Consider the following 21,837-nt stretch of genomic DNA (forward strand, 5'->3'; position numbering starts at 1 on the left):
CTAAACTAGAGTAACTAATCCATATATGCTAGTGTGTCCATTGTTTGTCTACCTTAAAAATCGCAATAACATGTTGGTAAATTAATTATAAATCCTATTCCAAATTGGTGTGCATTCAACTTTAGTTTTTCAGCGCTAATCCCACTATTTATCAATATTGAGCTTCCATAATTATAGCCAGCAACAATTGCCGTACCACTAGAAATAGGATATTGCATGCTTATTCCCGCCCTAAGAAATAAAATATTGTTGTTGAACTCTGGTTCCCCCACTAAATTGAAGACATCATTATTAATAGTTTGAGTACCTCTTACCAAAAACTCATAACCCACTGAACCGTTTGCAAAAAACCTAAAGTCGTTATATTGAAATACTTTTATATCCGTTCCGCCTTTAATTCCTAAATAGCTTACATCCCATTCAAAGTAATTGTCTACACTACTTTCACTTCCAATTGCACCGTAGTTATTATAAGTTAATCCCCCTCTTAAAAATATAGTTTCCGCCTTATTAAGCGTGTGCCGATATCCCATCCCAAAATATGATTTTGATTGAGACAGAAGATTATTTAAGCGCTGTCCTCGGGAATTCTCATAATCGAATGAAGAAATAGTAGAACCATACTCCATATATAATTGTTGACTATTACAGTGCAACCCAAAGCAAACTAGAATTAAAAAAAGTAGTGACTTTTTCATATTGAGACTATTAAAAGGTGCTTGATTGAAAACTGGTCTTAGAAATTTGAAGATATAGATGTTCTAAATGTCCTGTCCTTTCTAATAACAATCTAGACAGAAAGAAAAAAAAGCAATACAGTAAAAACTTTATAAACGTAATGATATTAAAGGTTAGCATATATATTTAAGTTAGATTACTCCAAGGTATACATATAGACAGGATAAAAAAAATAAAACCGCTTATGTCCACCTTTTGTCCATTCAAAAACATGCAATTCACATATGAACTTGGTTATTGTTGAGAAAAAAAAGTGATGACAAGATCATTTCAAATCCTGAAAAAATTCAAGATTCTCAAACTTTAGCACAAGTCACTGTGGGAGACATTTTTATTGAGAATTAAGGGTATTAAACACAAACCACCTTTACTAAACCCTGCTATTAAATGTATCAGAATTGCCAAAAAGAGAAATAAACGTAATCCTATCAGTCATGAAAATAATTACTGATGAAGATTTCGAATATTTAAAAGTTAATTTTTGTGTTAAAAGCCATTGATTTGTAAACCTTTAGTATATTTTTTTATACATTAACATAAATAAAATTTAACACATCAAATTATGAAAAAGACGACCTCAATAAAATTAGGTTTAGTGTGTATGTTGTTGTGCTCTTTTTTTATGATACAAGCACAAGACACTCAAGCCATTAAAGAAATTAGCGGTACAGTACTTGATCAAGGTACTCGTGATGCATTGATTTTTACGGATATAGTTGTTGATGGTACTAATATTAGTACAGTTACCAATTCGGATGGAGAATTCCTATTAAAAATTCCTTATAAATATCTAGGTGAAAAATTAGTAATCACGCATCTCGGCTACGAAAGAAAACTTTTAAATATTGTAGACTTAGGTACTGATGAAAAAATTTATCTTAAGCCAAGTGTCACAGAGCTCACTCCGGTAAGTATCGCAGCTAATCCTTACGATGCAAGAACACTTGTAATGAAAACCTTGGCAAATAAAAGCACCGCTTACAATAATAAAAATGCATTAATGACAGCTTTTTACAGAGAAACTATCAAGAAGCGGCGTCGTAATGCCTCACTTTCAGAAGCTGTTGTAAAAATCCATAAACAACCTTATAGTAGCCTTAGAAATGATCACATAGAGCTTATAAAGTCTAGGAAAAACACTAATTACTCTAGATTAGACACACTAGCTTTAAAATTACAAGGGGGGCCTTTTAGTAATATATATACTGATTTGGTTAAATACCCCGAATATATTTTTACTGAAGAAGATATAGATCTTTATAATTTTAATTATGAAACATCAACTAATATTAATAAAAATTTGGTGTATGTTGTAAATTTCAAACAAAAGCCAAGTGTTAAAACGCCGATGTATTATGGTAAGCTTTACATTGATGCTAATACGCTAGCACTAACAAGTGCCAAATACAGTTTAAACGTTGAAAATAAAGAGCTATCTAGCCGTATGTTTGTTAGAAAAAAGCCCAGAAAAGTTGACGTTTACCCCACTGAAGCTACTTATAAGGTAAAATATAGAACCCAAAACGGTAAGTGGCATTACGCATATAGTAATATTGGATTGACATTTAAAGTGAATTGGAAAGGTAAATTATTTAATAGTATTTATACGTTGAATAGTGAAATGGCCATAACTGATTGGGAAATTCCTGAAACTAAGATTGCGAAATCACGCGAAAAAATGTTAAGACCATCTACCATTTTAACAGAACAAACCTCTGGTTTTTCCGATCCAGAATTTTGGGGCGCTTATAATATTATAGAGCCCGAAAAACCGATAGAAAATGCCATTAAAAAAATCAAGAAGCAACTTGATAAGCAAAATAAAAAAGAAGAATCTTAGAATATGGATTTCTTAAGACGAAAAACCGATAGAGCACTAAGCTATATCGGTTTTTTTATGTTACAACTTCTCCATATAAATCAAAATCCTCTGCTTCTAAGATTTTTACAGTAGTAAATTCACCCGTTTTCAAATAGGTATTCGTAGCATCAACCAATACTTCATTATCAACATCAGGAGAGTCAAACTCCGTTCTTCCAACAAAATAGTTGCCTTCTTTTCTGTCAATAACTACCTTAAACTCCTGCCCTATTTTTTGCTGATTAAGCTCCCACGAAATTTGGGATTGAATTTCCATAATTTCATTAGCTCTATCTATCTTCACATCTTCTGGAACGTCATCTTCTAAATTATAAGCATGGGTGTTTTCTTCGTGGGAATATGTAAAACAGCCTAAACGCTCAAAGCGCATATCTTTTACCCATTGTTTCAATATCTCAAAATCTTGTTCGGTTTCTCCGGGGTAACCTACTATTAAAGTGGTTCTAATGGTCATTTCAGGGACTTTAGACCTAAATTCTTCCAGTAGTTTAGTGGTTTTTTCTTTTGTTGTACCGCGACGCATACTTTTTAAAATCGTATCTGAAATATGCTGCAATGGAATGTCCAAATAATTGCAAATTTTCGACTCACGATTCATCACATCCAAAACATCCATCGGGAAACCTGTAGGGAACGCATAGTGCAAACGAATCCACTCGATACCTTCAACTTTAACTAAAGCCTCCAGTAATTCTGCTAGGTTTCGCTTTTTATATAAATCAAGCCCGTAATACGTTAAATCTTGCGCAATCAAAATCAATTCCTTAACACCGTTAGCTGCTAGCTTTTCTGCTTCAAGTACCAAATCTTCTATAGGGGTGCTTTTATGCTTTCCACGCATTAACGGGATAGCACAAAATGAGCAAGGTCTATCGCAACCTTCAGCAATTTTTAGGTATGCGTAATTTTTAGGCGTGGTTGTCAAGCGCTCACCAATCAACTCGTGCTTATAATCTGCACCAAGTGCTTTTAACAAACCAGGTAATTCTGTTGTACCGAAATATTGATCTACATTAGGTATTTCCTTTTGTAAATCTGGTTTATAACGCTCACTTAAACAGCCTGTTACAAACACCTTGTCCACATCACCAGCTTCCTTCTTTTGTATAAACTCCAAAATGGTGTTTACACTTTCTTCCTTGGCATTATTAATGAAACCACAGGTGTTTATAACTACAATATTTCCCTCTTCCTCATGTACAACATCTTTACCACTGGCTTTAAGTTGCCCCATAAGCACCTCACTATCATAAACGTTTTTACTACAACCTAGTGTAATAACATTTATTCTATTTTTTTTAAGTGATTTTGTACGCATATCAATTGTAAATCAGGGCGCAAAGATACAACTTAATTAAACCTTTTATATATTTGATTGTCCTAAATTGAAAGCCTACGACTATGAAAACAAAGATTTTTTTGTTGCTTTTGTTCCTCTCAATCGCTTTTGGTTGTTCTTCAAACGACACCAATGGAGATATCCAACAGCCCGATGAAAGTGTATATTTTCCACCTATTAACTCTGATACTTGGGAAACTAAATCTATTGATGATTTAAGTTGGAACCAGGATGCACTGGTTAATTTATTGGACTTCCTCGACGAGAAAAACACAAAAAGCTTTATAATACTTCATGACGGAAAGATTGTTTTAGAGGAATATATGAACGGTCATGACGCATCAAAACCCTGGTATTGGGCAAGTGCGGGTAAAACATTAACTACAGCAATTTCTGGTATTGCCCAAGATGAAGGCATTATAGATTTGAATGCTAAAGTTTCAAATTATTTGGGCGAAGGCTGGACAAGTGCACTTTTGGAAAAAGAAAATCTCATTACATGTAAACATTTGTTATCTATGAATTCTGGTTTGGATGATAGCCTTGGAGATAATGTTTCAAAAGAGAACTTACAATACAAAGCTGATGCAGGAACACGTTGGGCATATCACAATGTTTACAAAAAAATGCAAGATGTTGTAGCCTTAGCTAGTGGTAGCAATTGGAATACTTATTTTACTAGTAAACTAAAGAATAAGATTGGTATGACGGGTAATTGGATTCAAAATTCAGATTTTAACGTGTATTGGAGTAATACGAGAAGTATGGCAAGATTTGGTTTATTGATTTATGCAAAGGGCAAATGGAATAATTCTCAAATAGTACCTGAATCTTTTTTGAGCGAAGCTACAAACACATCACAAGACATTAATAAGTCCTATGGATATCTATGGTGGCTCAATGGAAAAGCTAGTTATCATTTACCTGCTACCCAGCTAGAGTTTAATGGCGAATTAATTCCAAATGCTCCTGATGACACCTTTGCTGCTCTAGGAAAAAACGATCAAAAAATTTACGTTGTACCAAGTAAAAAACTGGTTATCATTAGAATGGGTAATAAGGCCAACAACGATGCCTTAGCACTCTCTAGTTTTGATAATGATTTATGGGAAAAAATCAACTTATTAATTAATTGATATTAATAGATTGTAATTTAGCAAACAACAACCTGGGTGAGATACCTTAATTACATTTATAGAAGCATAGCGTTTAACATGAAAGCAATTATATTTCTAATCTTTAATCTTAGTATTTGGGTTAATATAATAGCTCAAAATAACGATTTATACTTTCCTCCAGTAAATTCAGATAATTGGGAAACTGTAAATATTGATGACACACAATGGAATGGTAAAGCTTTACAACCTTTGTTAGAATATATTAAAAATAAAGGTACAAAAGCATTTATTATACTAAAAGATGGTAAAATTGTTACTGAATGGTATGGTGATAATGTAACAAAAAACACTAATTTACCTTGGTATTCTGCTGGTAAAACATTGGTTGCTTTTACTGCGGGAATTGCACAACAAGAGGGGTTTCTTAATATTAACACCCCTTCAAACGACTATCTTGGTTCTGGTTGGTCTAGTTTAACAAAGCGGCAAGAAGATAGCATAACTGTTAAGCATCATTTAACCATGACTACAGGATTAGATTTTGAGGTGTTTAACAAAAACTGCACCTTATCCAGATGTTTACATTATAAAAATAAAGCTGGTTCTTTCTGGTTTTATCACAATGCGGCATATACTAAGATACAAGCAATAATAAGTGGAGCAGTAAACCAAAGTTTTATCAGTTATTTTAATAAGAAGTTACAGGATAGAATAGGCATGACTGGAGAATGGAAAGGCATTGGATACGCTAAACCATATTACAGTAATGCCAGAACGATGGCGAGATTCGGTCTACTGAATCTAAATAAAGGTATTTGGCAAGATACTCCAATTTTACAGGATACGATGTTTTTCCAAGAAATGACAAACACCTCTCAAACCCTTAACAAGAGTTATGGGTATTTATGGTGGCTTAATGGTAAAAAAAGTTTTAGGCTTCCTGGATTAACTAGAGAATTTAAAGGAAAACTGATACCAAATGCCCCAGATGATCTTATTGCGGGTTTAGGTAAAAACGACCAAAAGCTTTACATCGTACCCAGCCAGAATTTAGTTATTGTTAGATTAGGTGATAGAGCAAAAAAACGGAGATTCGGTCCAAGTAATTTTGATAATGAACTTTGGGAAAAGATTAATGCATTAATTAACTAATCATAGTTTTTAGGTGCTTTTCTTCTGTTTGATACTTGCTCAAAAATATATGCCCATTGTAGTAGCTTTTTTTCTGAAAATGACTTGCTTATAAACGTTAACCCTTTTGGAGCACCTTCTTCCGTATAACCCATCGGAACAGTAATCGCTGGGTATTCAGCAACAGCTGCAAAACCTGCGTGATAATTGTTTATGGACAGAAAGCCATCTAAATTATGAGCCGCAAAAGGAATATCAAAGTATTGCCTTCCATTGGTTTTAAGTGTACTTTTTATCGCTTGAAATTCTGCATCAGTAGCATTATCTGCTACAATACCTTCAAATAGTTTTTGTCCGTATGGCATTATATTTATGGAATCCGTTTTATTAAACTCAATAACATCCTGTACAGATTTTATCGCAACCGAAGCATCTGCATATTGCTCTAAATACTTAGGTAAATCTGCTTTCATATCTAAATTTAACAGCCTAAGAAAATTAGGCAAATCTATTTTCTCTTCTTCTATTTCTACAATTATTGCCCCTTTTGATTTCAAGTCTACAATCGCTTGAACATATAATGAATCTTCCAAAAGTCTTTTGGGCGCGCCAAAGCGTTTATCTTTTATAGAGGCCTCCCTAAGCTCTTCAAAATAAGATACTTTAAGAGTTTCTGATGATACTGATTTAGAATCGGTTGCATCAAACCCAAAAATAGCGTCCAATAAAATAGCATTATCAATCACATTTTTAGTCATTGGTCCCGCAGTATCCAAAGTTGAAGAAATAGGTACGATACCACTTCTACTTACCAAACCAATAGTTGGTTTTAAGCCTACCACAGAATTTTGGCTTGAGGGTGACAAAATAGAGCCGGAAGTCTCACTACCTATGGCTGCAGCTGCAAAATTAGCAGCTACAGCTACACCGCTTCCTGAACTAGAACCACCAGTATCAAAAACACGTCTGCCGTAAGGATTTAAGGTTTGGCCGCCAATAGCGCTATAACCACTTGGGCAATCGCCACAGAAAAAGTAGGCCCATTCACTTAAGTTTGCTTTTCCTAAGATGATGGCCCCTTTAGCTTTTAAACGTTCAACAATATGGGCATCCTGGGTATTGTTATTTTGCATTACAACTGCACCAGCAGTTGTAGGCATACCTTTTACGTTAATATTATCTTTTAGAAGAATGGGCATACCAAAAATGTAGCTAGTAATTTCTGAGTTAGCATTATCAGCCTCAATTGCATTTTTTATGACTTTAGGATTTAATGAAATGATGGAGTTTAAAGACAACTCATTTTCTCTATCATACTTTCTAATGCGGTATAAATAGAATTTTACTAGTTTCTCGTAATTCAGCTTACCATCCAAAATATAGTTTTGAATAGTTGGAATATCTTGTTCTAAAATTAATGGCTTAAGCGTATTATACATTTCTTCGGTAAAATCTTCTAAGTCTTTTTCAAACGGTTGCCATAGCTGATCCTTATCGATGTATTTTGAATCTAGAACTTTTAACTCTCTAAAATCTTTAGAAGAAATTGCACTGATATCTGTGGATACCTCAGAGTCTTTCGGCTCAGATTGGGTATTCTTACAATTGAATAACAGAATAATAAGTAGAAATGAAAGAAGATATCTCATATTTAGCATTTTTTATAAAAATACTAAATCATTTCAAGAAATTAATTGCGCTCTTCAAAAGGAACTATTGTCCCCTTTTCTAAATAATTTTTAAGTCCGTTAAGCAATAATGCCCAACAAAAGGAAGAGTGTTTAAAATGATGATTCTGGTTTACCCAATTTACATGGCTAAATTCCACTAGTGTTCCGTTTTCGGTTTCTTTTAAATCAAAACCGAAAGTCGTGGGATTCCAATCTGCATCTGATTTTGTCATTTTAAAATGAATGGATTTGTTAGGTTCTATTTTTGAAACCTTGCAATACCAATCGTATTTATCGGTAAAATTTAAATTATACTCTACTCCAAATTTTGGTTCTCCAGAGCTTTTTAATGTCCACCAATTATCTAGATGCTTGGGTAGCGAAATGGCGTTGAATACTTTTGAAGGCTTTTCTTCAACTAATAAACTATGATAAATATTGAATTTCATAATTAAATATAAAAGTTTCTAGATTAATTATCTATTTTTAAAATCTAAATCTTCATACATGAAATACCTCTTGCCGTTTTATTTCTTTTGTTTTTCATTGTTAGGTTATTCACAAAACCACCAACTTATAGACACTACTGATTACGAAAAGCACAAATCTTTAATTGCAGACTTTAAAACAAAAAACGAAACTTTCGAAGAACATATTAAAGCAAATTATAAGGGAAAATTAAGAAGGGAAATTTTAGGAATTTATACTGAATATCAAGGACAGTTTGAAGAAATTTTAGAGAATAAAAAACTATTGTTTGATACTCGTTTTGAAAAATATATTGACAGCCTTTTTAATACTTTGGTAGAAAACAATACGGAATTAAAAGACAAAGACATAAAGGTATATTTATCAAAAAGACCCTCTCCTAATGCGTTTAGCATTGGCAATGGCACCATTATTACAAATATAGGTTTGTTTTCGTTCCTTGAAAACGAGCACCAATTATTATCGGTTATGTCGCATGAAGTGGCGCATGAACTACTGAAGCATAGTCACAATAGTATTGTGAATAAGGCAAACCAAAATATTGCTGTATTAGGGAGCAATTCCTATTTCTCTAGAAATTTAAAGTTGGAAAAATATAATAAAGGTTCTCGTTCCTTTGAGAAACTTAAAAACCTTTTATATGAAGAAGGAGAAATAAAAAGAAAGAATGAAATAGCGGCAGATTCATTAGGGTATTTGCTATACAAAAACAGTAAATCTCCTGAAAATGAGTTTTTAAATACACTGATTACGCTTAAAAAGTATGATTCTGTTCCTTCTATAGCTTTAGACTCAACAATCTATATTAAAACTTTTGATTTACAAGAACAACCTTTCAATCACAAATGGTTGAAAAATGAAGATTTTGATCACTATAATTATGATTTTTATAAGGATAAAATAAATGCTGATTCCATAAAAGGGCATCCCGAAATTGATCATAGAATAGAAAAACTTAAACTATTTTTTCAAGAATTAAACACTGAATTTCCAAGTAACAATAGAACTAAAGTAGACAGTTCATTCTTAGAATTACAGGATTTAGCAAATAAAGCCTACGTAGAAAATCTCTTTTATAATAATGAATATGGCCTGAGCATTTACCTAATCTTAAAACGCTTGGAAAGTAATTTTGAAGACAAATATCTACAAAAATGGCTGGGTATTAATTTTAATGCTATTTATGAAGCCAAAAAGAAGTATCAATTAAATAGATATGTTGATAGAATTGTACCTAAAGAACAAAGCAAAAGTTACCAGCAGTTTTTGAATTTTATTTGGAATTTAAATTTAAATGAGATTAAAACTATAGCCGATTACTACTTAAAAAATTAATCTAAATTCAAGCGTTCTAATCTAATTTCGTCAAAGTCTGAATTTTCATTGAATTCTCTTAAAAGTATATAGCCCTCTTTAGCGATATACGGAGAAATGAAATAATCATCAGACGACATTGGGATTTTTTCGTGATTTATTTCGCCATCTACAATTGAAACTATGCCTAAAATCCAGTTTTTATCCTTTGTACCTTCCTCCTTTTGATAGTCTTGATAGAAAAATACTGCATCTTTTTCACTATTCAAGTACTGACCAAATAAGTAGTCAGAGGAAGAAAATTTACTCATGTCTTTTTCTATCACTTTTACATTTTTAATATCAAAATTACTATCAAATTCCAGAAGAATAAAATCTTCAGTTTTTACATGAGGGCCTAACAAAATATTATTGGCGATTTTATACTTTTCGGATAAAACCACAATACGCTCGTCGTTAAACACAAAATAAGCGTGCGTAAAAAGTTTATACCCAGCTTCCATTTTGCCCTTCTTATTCATTTCAATAAAATCTCCTGCATCTTCCCATAAAAAGTGTTTTTTTAATATTTCGTTACCATTTTTATCCAAAACAATCTTAAATAAACCCAATGCCCTGTCCCTATTATAGCCAACAATGCTATATGGACTAATTTTACCTGTTAAAACAGTATTTTCGCCAAGTTTTTTAACGGTGTAACTATAGCTGTATTTTGAGTTTGTATGTTCAAGTGGATATCTAAAATTGAGCTGTCCTGTATTAGCATCAATCTGTAAAAACTCCTTTTTTCGTTTACTACCGTCTTTTGAACTGTATATAAAATACAAAGCATCTTCTTGAAAAGATACAGCGCTAAAAAATGACGATACTTTATCGCCACCAAATTCATAATCCCAAACCTTTTCATTCTTAAGATTATAGAACTCTAAAATCTGTGGATTCACTTTAGCATTCTTTTTTCGCAGCTGTAAGACCAAATAACCATTATTGGCTGCAACAGGAACGTTAATATAAGCTCTTTCTCTTTGTACTTTCTTTATTGTATTAATATCTCTATTACCTTCTAAAACTGTGTCATTTTCAAAATAAAAAGGGTCTCCAATTTCATTATTATCCAAGTGCAATAACCTAGACGACGTAAATGCTACCCTACCAGTTGTATTACTATATCGTTTGGTGAGAAGTAAGGTGTTTCCCAATTTTTCTGGCAAGTAATATCTAGAATATATTTTCTTATACGCTACATCAACAAATTCGCCATTGGCTACTTTATTGAGGTTTTTATCCAGAATTGTATACTCATATTTTTCTTCGTTCTCACTTAACTTATCCATTTTAAAAAGAGTGAAGTAGCCATAAACGTCCTCATTCTCTTCATAAATTGGTGTAAACATCTGCATTTCTCCAGATGCTAAATTTGCTAAATTTGAAATTTGTGCTCCAGCAATTGTTGCCAGTGAAAGGCTTAAAATAAGTAGGATTCGTTTCATGTATGCTGTAAATGTTATTTAAAAAAAGAATCAACAAACTCATACTTGTTGAATACTTGAAGATCATCAATCCCCTCGCCAACACCAATATATTTTACAGGTATTTGAAATTGGTCTGAAATACCTATGACTACACCTCCTTTTGCGGTGCCGTCCAGTTTGGTAACGGCTAGCGAGGTTACTTCGGTAGCAGCAGTAAATTGTTTGGCTTGCTCAAAGGCGTTTTGTCCTGTGGAGCCATCTAAGACTAGTAATACGTCATGCGGCGCATCATCCACCACTTTTTGCATCACACGTTTTACTTTTGTCAACTCATTCATTAAGTTGACCTTATTATGTAATCGCCCCGCAGTATCTATAATAACAACATCGGCATCACTAGCTACTGCACTTTTTAAAGTATCGAAAGCTACAGAAGCTGGATCGCTACCCATAGATTGCTTTACAATAGGTACATCTACCCGATCTGCCCAAACTTGTAATTGGTCAATAGCTGCCGCTCTAAACGTATCTGCTGCACCTAACACCACATTTAAACCTTGTTTTTTAAACTGGCTTGCCAATTTACCAATGGTTGTGGTCTTTCCTACACCATTTACACCAACTACCATCATAACGTATGGCTTTTTGCCTTCTGGAATGGTAAATTCGGTATCTTCTCCTGAATTTGTCTCGGATAGCAAACCTGCTATTTCCTCACGTAGAATTTGATTCAATTCATCAGTTCCTAAATATTTATCCTTGGCAACGCGTTCTTCGATGCGCTCAATCACCTTTAAAGTTGTATTTACCCCAACATCACTGGTTACTAAAACCTCTTCTAAATTATCTAAAACCTCATCGTCTACTTTAGACTTTCCTGCTACGGCTTTACTAAGTTTGCCAAAGAAACTAGACTTTGATTTTTCTAGCCCTTTGTCTAAGGTTTCCTTTTTTTCTGAGGAGAATATTTTTTTGAAAAAACTCATTTATAATTGTTTATCCGTTTATAAGTTGAAACGTTTAATTGTTTCAACTCTTTGTTAGGGTATTCCTATCTCAACCTAAACTGTCTTTGTTTAAGACGGCTGGTCTTTCGCGTTAGGGATTGAGGCATTTGTTGAAGCTCCTCGACGTAGGAGAGAGCGACTGCCGAAAGCCCGACCCTTGTGGTAACGCCCAAATACTTGATAACAAATTTCTTGCCTTTAATTTTAACATGAAATATTGTCATTAAAAATTTGAAGTGTAAATATACTTAAAGGAAATAAAATCTTGATAGGGTTTAAAAAGAAATCCCACCAAAATAGGCGGGATTAATTCGATTACGAAACCTTGACTTGACATAAACTCAATGTTTCTATCTCATTAAAAAAGCTGCTCTCTTTACAGACAGCAGCTTTATAATATTGTGGTAGTGAACGTTTATTTCTTGTTTAAGAAATCGTTTACTAGTTCTGGAGACATTACTGATTCTACAAACATGTAAGCTCCTGTTTTTGGAGACTTAACCATTTTGATAGCTTTAGTTAATCTTTTAGACCCTGTTTGTAACGATGCTACTGCTTTCTTTGCCATGGCTTATACTTTTTAGTTTTACGCTGTAAAACTTATTACTTAATTTCTTTGTGAACTGTCATTTTCTTTAAGATTGGGTTAAATTTCTTTAACTCCATTCTATCTGGCGTGTTCTTTTTGTTCTTGGTAGTAATGTACCTTGAAGTTCCTGGTTGTCCAGACTCTTTATGCTCTGTACACTCTAAAATTACCTGTATTCTATTACCTTTCTTTGCCATCTTAAACTACTTTACGCTGACGTTTTATTTTAAAAATCCTTTAGACTTAGCTTCTTTAATAGCAGCCGAAATCCCTATTTTATTAATCGTCTTTAAAGCAGAAGTTGACACTTTTAAAGTTATCCACTTGTCCTCTTCTGGAATGTAAAAACGTTTCTTTACTAAGTTAGCATCAAATCTGCGCTTAGTTTTATTCATTGCATGAGACACGTTGTTACCAACCATTGCCTTTTTCCCTGTAAGTTCACAAACTCTTGACATTACTTTTTACTTTTAAATGTGTTGTTGCTTAAAAACGAGGTGCAAATATACTTAAATTTTGAATTATGACAATTAAAATAACGAATTTTTTAAAAGGATTTATTTCAAGTAAAAATCAACCTTAATTTTGATCATTTTCGAGAGTTTTGGATGGCGTAATGGCCTTAAAAAATTCTGTTATTTTTGATTCCAGTTTCTACGGAAATAACAATCTTATGGGTAACGTCAACAAGAAGCGCTGAGGAATGTTTTTTCAATTTATTAATTTTTCAAAATTTCTTTTTCGAGCATTTCCAAAGCTTTGTTTACCGCTTTTTTAATGACGCGTTTCCTCGCAGAACCTAGCATGAATGCCTCTGAAACCACTGCGTCTTTTGAAGCTACAGCAATAAATACCGTGCCTACTTCAACATCGGAGTCTCCTTTTGATGGACCGGCATTCCCTGTGGTTGCCACACCATAATCAGCATTAAATAAATCTCGGACATTTTTGGCCATGGCTTCTACAACCTCAGCACTAACTACTGAATGTTTTTCGATGAGCTTTTTTGGCACACCCAAAACTTTAATTTTAGATTCGGTGGCATAGGTAACAACACCACCGTTAAAATAAGAAGAGGCACCTGCATTTTGTGTAAATTGTTCTGCAACGTTACCACCAGTACAACTTTCAGCAATAGCTAATGTTTTTCCTAGTTTGGTTAAACGGTTTGCGATAATAACTTCCAATGACTTTGCTTCATCCTCAAAACCTACAAAAGCGTCTTCTATTAAAGGCAACACCTTTTGAATTTGCTCTTCAATATTTTGCTCTACTTCTTTTTGGTTTTCACCCTTTGACGATAGACGTAAACGCACACTTCCTAAGTTTGGCATGTAGGCAAGTTTAACGGTACTCGGTAGCGCATCTTCCCATGCTTCAATCCGCTTTGCCAGCGTGCTCTCTCCCAGTCCGTAGGTCAATAAGGTTTTATGCAGTATATATGGAAACTTATATTTGTCCTTTAGTTTAGGAATAACTTTGCTTACCAACAACTTTTTCATTTCAAAAGGCACTCCCGGTAATGAAACAAATGTTTTATCACCCTTATCTAGCCACATACCCGGGGCAGTTCCTAGCTCGTTCATCAAAACAGTTGCTGTTGAGGGCACCAATGCTTGGTCTTTATTTACCTGAAGCAATGTTTGTCTCACATACTTTTTCCAAATATCCTCGATATTTTTAGTGACAGACGCGTCTCTAACCAAAGTGTCATCAAAATATTCTGCAATGGTTTTTTTTGTAATATCGTCTTTTGTAGGTCCTAAACCTCCCGTAATGATAATAATGTCTACTCTACTTTCGGCATCTTTAAAAGCTTGAAGAAGATGGGCCCTATCATCCTGTACCGAAGTGATTTGATAAATAGAAGCACCAATACTATTTAATGTTTGTGAGATAAAGGCAGAATTGGTATCAATAACCTGACCTATAAGAAGTTCGTCGCCAATGGTTATAATTTCTGCCAGCATATTTACAATCCGAAATCTTCCTTAATTTCTGCAGTAGCATTATCTACCGCAGTAATCACAATATCCAACTTATCAGTAATATCCACATCCGTTTTTGTAAACTTACCCCAATCTTGCACTTCAATTAAATCTTTTAGCACCCCTAATTCGAATAAATCAATGGTAGGCTTCATTTTATGTGCCGCTTGGTATGCGGTATGATAATCTTTTTCAGCCACGGCCTTTTTTAAACGTTCAGCATCCTCAGGTACTTCTTCTAAAAATGTAGCGGCCAAAGCCATTACAAAATCCTCGTCGTTATCCGCTAACTCTTTTACTCTAAATAATTTATAATGTTGTTCCATGTTATTTAACAGTTATAGAAAATAATTCTTTGTCTCCTATAAAACCTTTTAGTTTATCGTTAGCAACAACCTTACCAACTCCAGCAGGTGTGCCCGTAAATATAATATCTCCAATCTTTAAAGTGAAATATTTCGAGACATATTCTATTAATTCATCAATTTTCCAAAGCATGTGGCTTGTATTTCCTTTTTGTACAATATTATCATTCTTTTTTAAAGAAAACTCAATAGCGTTTATATCGGTAAACTCATTTTTAGAGAGCCATTTGCCGATAACCGCTGCGCCATCAAACGCTTTTGCCTTCTCCCAAGGCAATCCTTTTTGCTTCAATTTACGCTGCAAATCACGAGCCGTAAAATCAATTCCAAGTCCTATTTCATCGTAATATTTATGCGCAAACTTTTTATCAATATGCTTACCCACTCTATTTATCTTCACCAAAACCTCAACCTCATGATGTACATCATCAGAAAAATCTGGAATAAAAAACGGTTGCTTTTTTAGCAAAATAGCAGTATCGGGTTTTAAGAATACCACAGGATCGGTTGGTTTTTCATTTTCCAACTCAGCAATGTGTTCAGTATAATTTCTACCTATACATATTAGTTTCATCTTTCAAAAATATTTATTTGGGCGTTACCCTCCTTTCGTCGGGTCGGGCTTTCACTACTCAATCCCTCCTACGTCGGGGATTTCAAACATACCGTTCAATCCCTAACGCAGGCAAATCTGCAATCATCGTCCTCAATCGTCTCCTGTCTCCTGTCTCCTGTCTCCTGTCTCCTGTCTCCTAAAGTTTATTATTAAAGCTTCTCAATTTTATTGCAGTAAGTACCTTTTTAGTATACAACGGGAAATCCGCATTCAATAACCAACCAAAATAGCCAGGTTCTTTTTCCAAAACTTCAGTGACTAATTTTCCTTTATGTTTTCCAAAAGAAAAACACTCTTCACCTTTTTTATTATACGCTATAAAGCCAGCAAAATCAGCAAACTTCTTTCTGGAACTAAACTCAGCTAAAAACTTTGTGTCATTTTCCAGTTCCTCATATTTTTCTAATTGCGCCTTTAGTACTTCATAAGTAGCCAAAGTGTCAGCCTCGGCACTATGCGCATCATCTAAGTTTTTATCACAATAGAACTTATAGGCCGCACTTAAGGTACGTTGTTCCATTTTATGAAAAATAGTTTGCACATCCACCGATTGGCGGTTTTTCATATCAAAATCCACATCGGCGCGCAACATCTCTTCAGCCATAAGTGGAATATCAAACCTATTCGAATTAAAGCCTCCCAAATCGGAATCTTTGATCATATTATAAACCTCTTTGGCCAACTCCTTAAACGTTGGTTTATCAGCTACATCTTCATCATAAATCCCATGTATTTCCGAAACCTCTTTTGGGATTGGCATTTCAGGATTCACACGCCATGTTTTGCGTTCCTCTTTACCATTGGGATGCACTTTTAATATTGAAATCTCGACAATTCTATCAGAAGTAATGTTGATTCCTGTTGTTTCTAAATCGAAAAAACAGATGGGTTTTGTTAGGTTTAATTGCATTAAATATTGTATTTGATATTTTCTTGATTGGCGTTGTAAAAATAAAAAAACCCAACTGTTTTGGTCGGGTTTAGATCATGGGTTATTATAATCTATACTTCTCTATCGCTATCCCACGCCTCCAAATAATCTTTTACAGCTTTCACAAACATGCCACCAAGTGCACCGTTAACAACACGATGGTCATAAGAATGTGATAAGAACATTCGGTATCGGATACCTATAAAATCACCTTCAGAAGTTTCGATAACCGCAGGTACTTTTCTAATGGCCCCCAGGGCTAAAATACCCACTTGGGGCTGATTAATTATAGGCGTTCCCATGATACTCCCGAAAGAGCCTACATTAGTCACCGTATAAGTGCCATCTTTTATATCGTCTGGTTTTAATTGGTTTGTTCTAGCCCTATTTGCTAAGTCGTTCACCTGTTTGGTCATCCCTACCAAATTCAATTGGTCGGCATTTTTTATTACAGGAACTATTAAGTTACCGTCAGCTAGAGCTGTAGCCATTCCCAGATTGATATTTTTCTTTTTGATGATTTTATCGCCATCAACAGAAATATTCAACATTGGATAATCACGCAACGCCTTGGCAACGGCCTCCATAAAAATAGGCGTGAAAGTCAGTTTTTCCCCTTCTCTATTTTCAAAAGTATCCTTGACTTTTTTACGCCAGTTCCAAATTTTGGTAACATCGGCTTCAATAAAACTTTGCACATGTGCAGAGGTTTGTAGAGAGTCCGTCATATGCTGGGAAATCAATTTCCCCATACGCGTCATTTCAATAATTTCATCTTCACCACTTACCACAACAGGCTTTGCTTCCGCCTTCGGCACAATAGGAGCAGACTGACTAGCCGGCTCTGGTTTGGGCACTACTTTTTGAACAGGAGCATCTCCTCTATTTTCAATATATCCTAAAATATCATTTTTGGTCACTCTTCCTTCTTTTCCCGTTCCTGGAATAGCGTCCAATTCTTCTTGTGAAATACCTTCTTGCCTAGCTATATTTTTTACCAGTGGCGAATAAAAACGTTCATTGCTCGAAATAGTTGGTGCAGCAGAAGTCACTTCAGCTTTCGCTGTTTCAACACGCTCGGTCAATTCATTTACAACAGCCTCAGAAGCAGTATTTGATGTCTCTTCTGAAACCTCCGTAGTAGCCTGCTCAACCTCTCCTTCAATTTCAATAACAGCTAATACTTGACCTACTTGAACTACATCATCTACCTCAAAGCGCTTTTCAACCAAAACACCCTCAACTTCACTTGGCACCTCACTATCTACCTTGTCTGTTGCAATTTCTAAAACTGCCTCATCAAGTTCAATAGTATCACCAACATCCTTTAACCAAGATGTAATAGTTGCCTCAGCAACACTTTCCCCCATTTTCGGTAATGTTAATTCAAACTTTGCCATTTCTTTAAATTAAAGCCTTTATTCTTTATTTTGATTGCAAAATTAACTAAAAATCGTTAATTCTTTTAAATTATATACAATAAAACCCATCAAAACACAATTATCTCGCCTCTACCCGAAGCACTATTACTTCCAAGGATAAAGTTAGACCTTTTGGGCAATATTTTAAAAGTGCATCTTTTACTATTTGAGTATTTCTCTATTAAAGCCATTATTTCTTTAAAAGTCAAAACATTGCTATCAAATATTATTTCATTGCCTGACTCAATGTTATCTATGTTACGATTCACCACTAAAGACTTATCCAAACGAGATGCTAATCGATCATTAACATTATCAGAAACGAGTACGTATTGAGATGGTTCTATATTTTGTTTTTGCTCACTTCGCTTTAAAAAAGGGATAATTTTAATGCCCAGAGCAACAAGCATATCGAACAATATGTTGCGCTTAAAGTGCTTCTTATAAAAAATTTGCATTGCACCGTAAAAACGTTTCGCATATTTTTTGTCTTTTAACGTACTTTCTCCCTTGTAGTGTAAAACAGTTGTTTCACCATAATAGTAATTTTGCAAGCCTTTCTTCCTGATTTTATAAGACAAATCAATGTCTTCTCCATACATAAAATAATCTTCATCAAAACCTGAAACTTCACTATAGAGCGCTCTTTTTAAAAACATAAATGCACCCACCAGAATTTCTACCTTACCTGTTTCATCTTTACCTAAATGATTGGCGTAATAGTGTTTTGAATTCCCTAAAAACTTTTTTAACGCTGTTTTTACAACGGGAATATTTCGTTTACTTTCAGGCAAAAAACGCCCAGTACCATCTATCAGTTTACAACCTACCGCGCCTAAGTTTTCCCTTCCTTCACAAAACTGCAATAGCTTTTCAAAAGTATCTTCCGCTACAACCGTATCCGGATTTAAAATACACAAATATTCGCCTTGGGCTTGGTTCACACCTATATTATTACCCTTTGAAAACCCATGATTTTCTTTGTTTTCGATTAAATTGACATTGGGAAATAGCTGCTTTACCATCCTACAACTATCATCTTCAGAATTATTATCTACTACAATAATTTCTGCGTCAATATTAGTAATGGCAGCTTGCACACTTTTTAAACATAATTCTAAAAAGTAGCGCACATTATAGTTTAATATAACTATGGAGAGTTTCAATGAAAGACAGTTATAATTTTAGTGATGATTCAAACGGTACACGATTTAAAATACTTCTTCCCAGTGTAATCTCATCAGTATATTCCAATTCGTCGCCAACTGAAATTCCTCTGGCTATGGTTGATGTGGTAATGTTATACTCTTGAATTTGTTTGAAAATGTAAAAATTGGTGGTGTCGCCTTCCATGGTCGAGCTCAACGCAAAAATAATTTCCTTCACGGTTCCTGATTTTACTTTTTCAACCAGTGGCACAATATTTAAATCATGTGGGCCAATGCCATCTATTGGAGAAATCTTACCGCCCAAAACATGGTACAAACCTTTAAAAGAACTCGTATTTTCTATGGCCATAACATCCCTTATGTCTTCAACAACACAAATTACACCTTCATCTCTGTTAGGGTTTGCACATATTTCACAAAGCTCAACATCACTAATATTGTTACAGGATTTACAAAACTTAATACTCGTTCTCATATTCATCAATGCTTGGGATAATGCAGTAGTTTGCGCTTTGGGCTGCCTTAGCATATGCAATACCAAACGTAACGCTGTACGCTTACCAATACCAGGTAATTGAGACATTTCATTTACCGCATTTTCCAGCAATTTTGAAGAAAATTCCATAACTGCGAAATTACAGTTTAGACTTGAAATTCGCTAATTTTAAAGTACCCAATTAAAATACTGGTTGTTCCGTTTGGTTTTTGAAAATGAATAGTTGTATTTTGAAAACTTGAAAAATAAAATTGCATGAGTGCCACACAAATTCTGCTTTTAATAGCCGCTTACTTTATTGTATTGATATTAATTTCCTATTTCACAGGAAAGGAAGATTCTAACGAGGCCTTTTTTAAAGCCAACAAATCGGCACCATGGTATTTAGTGGCGTTCGGGATGATTGGGGCATCTTTATCTGGTGTAACTTTTATTTCGGTACCAGGAATGATTGGCGGACAACAATTTGCATATATGCAAGGGGTTTTTGGTTTTTTTGTTGGCTACTTGTTCATCATAAGCATTCTTTTACCATTGTATTATAGGCTAAACGTTACTTCGATTTATGAATATCTAGAACAACGTTTTGGGGTTGTAAGCTACAAAACAGGCGCGTTTTTCTTTTTGTTATCGAGGGTAACAGGCGCTTCCTTTAGATTGTTTTTAGTGGCCCTTGCCATGCAATACATTGTTTTTGAACGTATTGGTATTCCATTTTGGATTACTGTGGTAATTTCAATTTTACTTATTTGGCTATATACCAATCGCGGTGGCATTAAAACGATTATCTGGACAGATACCATACAAACTTTGGCAATGTTAACCGCCGTTTTAGTGGCTATTTTTTTAATAAATGAACGATTGGATTGGACATTTATGGAAGCCCTGAGCTCAGAATCATTTTCTAAGAAAAGTAAAATATTTTTTTTTGATGACCCTAATACCGTAACTTATTTTTGGAAATATTTTGTTGGTGGTATATTCATCGCCATTGCCATGACTGGACTTGACCAAGATATGATGCAAAAAAACTTAACATGCAAAAATAACAGGGAATCACAAAAAAACATGTTTGCTATGGCAAGCCTATTAGTGGTGGTTAACTTAATTTTTCTTTCGTTAGGTGCATTACTGTTTATTTATGCTGAAAAATTTGGCTTAGACATTCCTGTAGTAGACGGAAGAATAAGAACAGATTTATTGTTTCCAGAAATTGCTATGAACCAAAACTTGGGAAATGCACTATCCATTACCTTTATTATTGGGTTGATAGCTGCTGCATACTCTAGTGCCGATAGCGCCCTAACCTCATTGACAACATCGTTCTCAGTAGATTTTTTAAATATTCATGACAGGCCCAAAGAAGATCAAAAACCTTTACGTAAAAAAGTACATATAGGTGTATCTCTTTTACTCATTATTGTTGTGATTATCTTCAATTATTTAGAAGGTAATGTGGTGAGTAATCTTTTTAAATTTGCAACATTTACTTACGGGCCCTTACTTGGGCTATTTACCTTTGGAATTCTAACTAAACATCAAATAAAAGACAAGTATGCATGGATAGTTGCTCTACTCTCCATCATTATCAGTTTTGCAATCACCAATTTGCCTGAAAGCATTATTGGCAAGTATCAATTTCATTGGGAAATACTACCGCTTAATGGCTTAATAACCTTTCTTGGTTTAATACTGATTCGTAGAAAGCAAGACTAGAGTGCAAGCTGCTTCAAAGGAAATATTGTTTTCCCTAAGAAGCTTATACAATTCTGGGTTCTCCGTCCCAGGATTAAAAATGACGCGCTTTGGTTTAAGGGAAATAATATAATCGTAGTAGTCAACTTGCCTTTTCGGATTAAGATATAGCGTTACGGTATCAATATCTTCATAAGCCATTAAATTAGTATCTATACTAACTCCTGAAACCTCACCTTCTCTCAATCCAAAAGCTACAGTTTCTACTTTATTTGCTACCAATCGATGTATAGCGTAGTTGGAATATCTATTTGGTTTTAGGGAAGCTCCAAGCACTAAAGTTTTCTTATTCATATGTTAAAAAAATTAATTTTTTGTTAAAACTAGTAACATTATTCCAAAAGAGA

The 21,837-nt window shown here is 34.3% G+C and carries 22 protein-coding genes; 5 read left to right on the forward strand and 17 right to left on the reverse strand.

Annotated features, from left to right (window positions below; genetic code table 11):
* Positions 1-53: 53 nt before the first annotated feature.
* Complete coding sequence (locus EYD45_RS06220) at positions 54-698, reverse strand: hypothetical protein (RefSeq protein WP_130963631.1); 645 nt, start codon at positions 696-698, stop codon at positions 54-56.
* Between the two features lie 602 nt (positions 699-1,300).
* Between EYD45_RS06220 and EYD45_RS06225 the strand changes: the two genes are divergently transcribed.
* Positions 1,301-2,578: a carboxypeptidase-like regulatory domain-containing protein gene (locus tag EYD45_RS06225; protein ID WP_130963633.1), complete on the forward strand. Its 1,278-nt coding sequence runs from the start codon at positions 1,301-1,303 to the stop codon at positions 2,576-2,578.
* A gap of 55 nt (positions 2,579-2,633) precedes the next feature.
* Here the strand turns inward: EYD45_RS06225 and rimO are convergent, their stop codons facing one another.
* Entirely contained in the window at positions 2,634-3,938 is a 1,305-nt protein-coding gene (rimO, locus tag EYD45_RS06230; RefSeq protein ID WP_130963635.1) for a 30S ribosomal protein S12 methylthiotransferase RimO, read from the reverse strand.
* Positions 3,939-4,021: 83 nt separating this feature from the next.
* Here rimO and EYD45_RS06235 point away from each other — a divergent pair, with 83 nt between their 5' ends.
* Positions 4,022-5,095 (forward strand): serine hydrolase domain-containing protein, encoded by a 1,074-nt coding sequence (locus EYD45_RS06235; protein ID WP_130963637.1) that lies wholly within the window; start codon positions 4,022-4,024, stop codon positions 5,093-5,095.
* A gap of 78 nt (positions 5,096-5,173) precedes the next feature.
* Positions 5,174-6,229, forward strand: coding sequence for a serine hydrolase domain-containing protein (locus tag EYD45_RS06240; RefSeq protein WP_130963638.1), 1,056 nt, complete (start codon positions 5,174-5,176; stop codon positions 6,227-6,229).
* On the opposite strand, the gene EYD45_RS06245 is transcribed toward EYD45_RS06240, so the two are convergent.
* Together EYD45_RS06245 and EYD45_RS06250 are read right to left on the reverse strand one after the other, a co-directional pair.
* Positions 6,226-7,857 (reverse strand): amidase family protein, encoded by a 1,632-nt coding sequence (locus EYD45_RS06245; protein WP_130963640.1) that lies wholly within the window; start codon positions 7,855-7,857, stop codon positions 6,226-6,228. The genes EYD45_RS06240 and EYD45_RS06245 overlap by 4 nt on opposite strands.
* A 41-nt stretch (positions 7,858-7,898) precedes the next feature.
* On the reverse strand, positions 7,899-8,327 hold the full coding sequence (locus EYD45_RS06250) for an SRPBCC family protein (RefSeq protein ID WP_130963641.1): 429 nt from the start codon (positions 8,325-8,327) through the stop codon (positions 7,899-7,901).
* A gap of 58 nt (positions 8,328-8,385) precedes the next feature.
* Here EYD45_RS06250 and EYD45_RS06255 point away from each other — a divergent pair, with 58 nt between their 5' ends.
* Positions 8,386-9,702, forward strand: coding sequence for a M48 family metalloprotease (locus EYD45_RS06255; protein WP_130963643.1), 1,317 nt, complete (start codon positions 8,386-8,388; stop codon positions 9,700-9,702).
* Here the strand turns inward: EYD45_RS06255 and EYD45_RS06260 are convergent.
* The 12 genes from EYD45_RS06260 to recR form a co-directional block, all read right to left on the reverse strand.
* Complete coding sequence (locus EYD45_RS06260; RefSeq protein WP_130963645.1) at positions 9,699-11,171, reverse strand: DUF6770 family protein; 1,473 nt, start codon at positions 11,169-11,171, stop codon at positions 9,699-9,701. The two genes, EYD45_RS06255 and EYD45_RS06260, sit on opposite strands and share 4 nt — an antisense overlap.
* 14 nt (positions 11,172-11,185) lie before the next feature.
* On the reverse strand, positions 11,186-12,139 hold the full coding sequence (gene ftsY, locus EYD45_RS06265) for a signal recognition particle-docking protein FtsY (protein ID WP_130963647.1): 954 nt from the start codon (positions 12,137-12,139) through the stop codon (positions 11,186-11,188).
* Positions 12,140-12,575: 436 nt separating this feature from the next.
* Positions 12,576-12,728 carry a DUF4295 domain-containing protein gene (locus EYD45_RS06270; protein ID WP_130963649.1) on the reverse strand — a complete coding sequence of 51 codons (153 nt, stop codon included), beginning with the start codon at positions 12,726-12,728 and terminating at the stop codon, positions 12,576-12,578.
* Positions 12,729-12,763: 35 nt separating this feature from the next.
* Positions 12,764-12,946 (reverse strand): 50S ribosomal protein L33, encoded by a 183-nt coding sequence (gene rpmG / locus EYD45_RS06275; RefSeq protein ID WP_008992117.1) that lies wholly within the window; start codon positions 12,944-12,946, stop codon positions 12,764-12,766.
* A 24-nt stretch (positions 12,947-12,970) separates the two neighbouring features.
* Entirely contained in the window at positions 12,971-13,207 is a 237-nt protein-coding gene (gene rpmB / locus EYD45_RS06280; protein ID WP_057778512.1) for a 50S ribosomal protein L28, read from the reverse strand.
* 261 nt (positions 13,208-13,468) lie between these two features.
* On the reverse strand, positions 13,469-14,719 hold the full coding sequence (locus EYD45_RS06285) for a competence/damage-inducible protein A (RefSeq protein WP_130963651.1): 1,251 nt from the start codon (positions 14,717-14,719) through the stop codon (positions 13,469-13,471).
* A 2-nt stretch (positions 14,720-14,721) separates the two neighbouring features.
* Positions 14,722-15,063 carry an Hpt domain-containing protein gene (locus EYD45_RS06290; RefSeq protein ID WP_130963653.1) on the reverse strand — a complete coding sequence of 114 codons (342 nt, stop codon included), beginning with the start codon at positions 15,061-15,063 and terminating at the stop codon, positions 14,722-14,724.
* A 1-nt stretch (position 15,064) separates the two neighbouring features.
* Positions 15,065-15,676 (reverse strand): fumarylacetoacetate hydrolase family protein, encoded by a 612-nt coding sequence (locus EYD45_RS06295; protein WP_130963655.1) that lies wholly within the window; start codon positions 15,674-15,676, stop codon positions 15,065-15,067.
* A 178-nt stretch (positions 15,677-15,854) separates the two neighbouring features.
* Complete coding sequence (locus tag EYD45_RS06300; RefSeq protein ID WP_130963657.1) at positions 15,855-16,628, reverse strand: 3'-5' exonuclease; 774 nt, start codon at positions 16,626-16,628, stop codon at positions 15,855-15,857.
* A 92-nt stretch (positions 16,629-16,720) separates the two neighbouring features.
* On the reverse strand, positions 16,721-18,049 hold the full coding sequence (locus tag EYD45_RS06305) for a dihydrolipoamide acetyltransferase family protein (RefSeq protein WP_130963659.1): 1,329 nt from the start codon (positions 18,047-18,049) through the stop codon (positions 16,721-16,723).
* Between the two features lie 89 nt (positions 18,050-18,138).
* Positions 18,139-19,236, reverse strand: coding sequence for a glycosyltransferase family 2 protein (locus EYD45_RS06310; RefSeq protein ID WP_130963661.1), 1,098 nt, complete (start codon positions 19,234-19,236; stop codon positions 18,139-18,141).
* Between the two features lie 10 nt (positions 19,237-19,246).
* The gene (gene recR / locus EYD45_RS06315; RefSeq protein WP_130963663.1) at positions 19,247-19,864 is read right to left on the reverse strand and encodes a recombination mediator RecR; all 618 of its coding nucleotides are present in this window, start codon (positions 19,862-19,864) and stop codon (positions 19,247-19,249) included.
* Positions 19,865-19,990: 126 nt separating this feature from the next.
* Between recR and EYD45_RS06320 the strand changes: the two genes are divergently transcribed.
* Positions 19,991-21,451: a sodium:solute symporter gene (locus EYD45_RS06320; protein WP_130963665.1), complete on the forward strand. Its 1,461-nt coding sequence runs from the start codon at positions 19,991-19,993 to the stop codon at positions 21,449-21,451.
* Here the strand turns inward: EYD45_RS06320 and EYD45_RS06325 are convergent.
* A complete protein-coding gene (locus tag EYD45_RS06325) occupies positions 21,422-21,784 on the reverse strand; it encodes a CoA-binding protein (protein WP_130963667.1) in 363 nt (120 codons plus the stop codon). The genes EYD45_RS06320 and EYD45_RS06325 overlap by 30 nt on opposite strands.
* Positions 21,785-21,837: the final 53 nt, after the last annotated feature.

Source organism: Hyunsoonleella flava (genome assembly GCF_004310325.1).
Taxonomy (GTDB): domain Bacteria; phylum Bacteroidota; class Bacteroidia; order Flavobacteriales; family Flavobacteriaceae; genus Jejuia; species Jejuia flava.

Coding starts and splice junctions, on each gene's coding strand:
- EYD45_RS06295 (WP_130963655.1), bottom strand. CDS start 15,676: ATGAAACTAATATGTATAGGTAGAAATTATACTGAACACATTGCTGAG.
- EYD45_RS06240 (WP_130963638.1), top strand. CDS start 5,174: ATGAAAGCAATTATATTTCTAATCTTTAATCTTAGTATTTGGGTTAAT.
- EYD45_RS06285 (WP_130963651.1), bottom strand. CDS start 14,719: ATGCTGGCAGAAATTATAACCATTGGCGACGAACTTCTTATAGGTCAG.
- EYD45_RS06260 (WP_130963645.1), bottom strand. CDS start 11,171: ATGAAACGAATCCTACTTATTTTAAGCCTTTCACTGGCAACAATTGCT.
- EYD45_RS06305 (WP_130963659.1), bottom strand. CDS start 18,049: ATGGCAAAGTTTGAATTAACATTACCGAAAATGGGGGAAAGTGTTGCT.
- EYD45_RS06250 (WP_130963641.1), bottom strand. CDS start 8,327: ATGAAATTCAATATTTATCATAGTTTATTAGTTGAAGAAAAGCCTTCA.
- EYD45_RS06320 (WP_130963665.1), top strand. CDS start 19,991: ATGAGTGCCACACAAATTCTGCTTTTAATAGCCGCTTACTTTATTGTA.
- EYD45_RS06325 (WP_130963667.1), bottom strand. CDS start 21,784: ATGAATAAGAAAACTTTAGTGCTTGGAGCTTCCCTAAAACCAAATAGA.
- ftsY (WP_130963647.1), bottom strand. CDS start 12,139: ATGAGTTTTTTCAAAAAAATATTCTCCTCAGAAAAAAAGGAAACCTTA.
- EYD45_RS06245 (WP_130963640.1), bottom strand. CDS start 7,857: ATGAGATATCTTCTTTCATTTCTACTTATTATTCTGTTATTCAATTGT.
- EYD45_RS06255 (WP_130963643.1), top strand. CDS start 8,386: ATGAAATACCTCTTGCCGTTTTATTTCTTTTGTTTTTCATTGTTAGGT.
- EYD45_RS06225 (WP_130963633.1), top strand. CDS start 1,301: ATGAAAAAGACGACCTCAATAAAATTAGGTTTAGTGTGTATGTTGTTG.
- rpmG (WP_008992117.1), bottom strand. CDS start 12,946: ATGGCAAAGAAAGGTAATAGAATACAGGTAATTTTAGAGTGTACAGAG.
- rpmB (WP_057778512.1), bottom strand. CDS start 13,207: ATGTCAAGAGTTTGTGAACTTACAGGGAAAAAGGCAATGGTTGGTAAC.
- EYD45_RS06220 (WP_130963631.1), bottom strand. CDS start 698: ATGAAAAAGTCACTACTTTTTTTAATTCTAGTTTGCTTTGGGTTGCAC.
- recR (WP_130963663.1), bottom strand. CDS start 19,864: ATGGAATTTTCTTCAAAATTGCTGGAAAATGCGGTAAATGAAATGTCT.
- EYD45_RS06300 (WP_130963657.1), bottom strand. CDS start 16,628: ATGCAATTAAACCTAACAAAACCCATCTGTTTTTTCGATTTAGAAACA.
- EYD45_RS06270 (WP_130963649.1), bottom strand. CDS start 12,728: ATGGCAAAGAAAGCAGTAGCATCGTTACAAACAGGGTCTAAAAGATTA.
- rimO (WP_130963635.1), bottom strand. CDS start 3,938: ATGCGTACAAAATCACTTAAAAAAAATAGAATAAATGTTATTACACTA.
- EYD45_RS06290 (WP_130963653.1), bottom strand. CDS start 15,063: ATGGAACAACATTATAAATTATTTAGAGTAAAAGAGTTAGCGGATAAC.
- EYD45_RS06235 (WP_130963637.1), top strand. CDS start 4,022: ATGAAAACAAAGATTTTTTTGTTGCTTTTGTTCCTCTCAATCGCTTTT.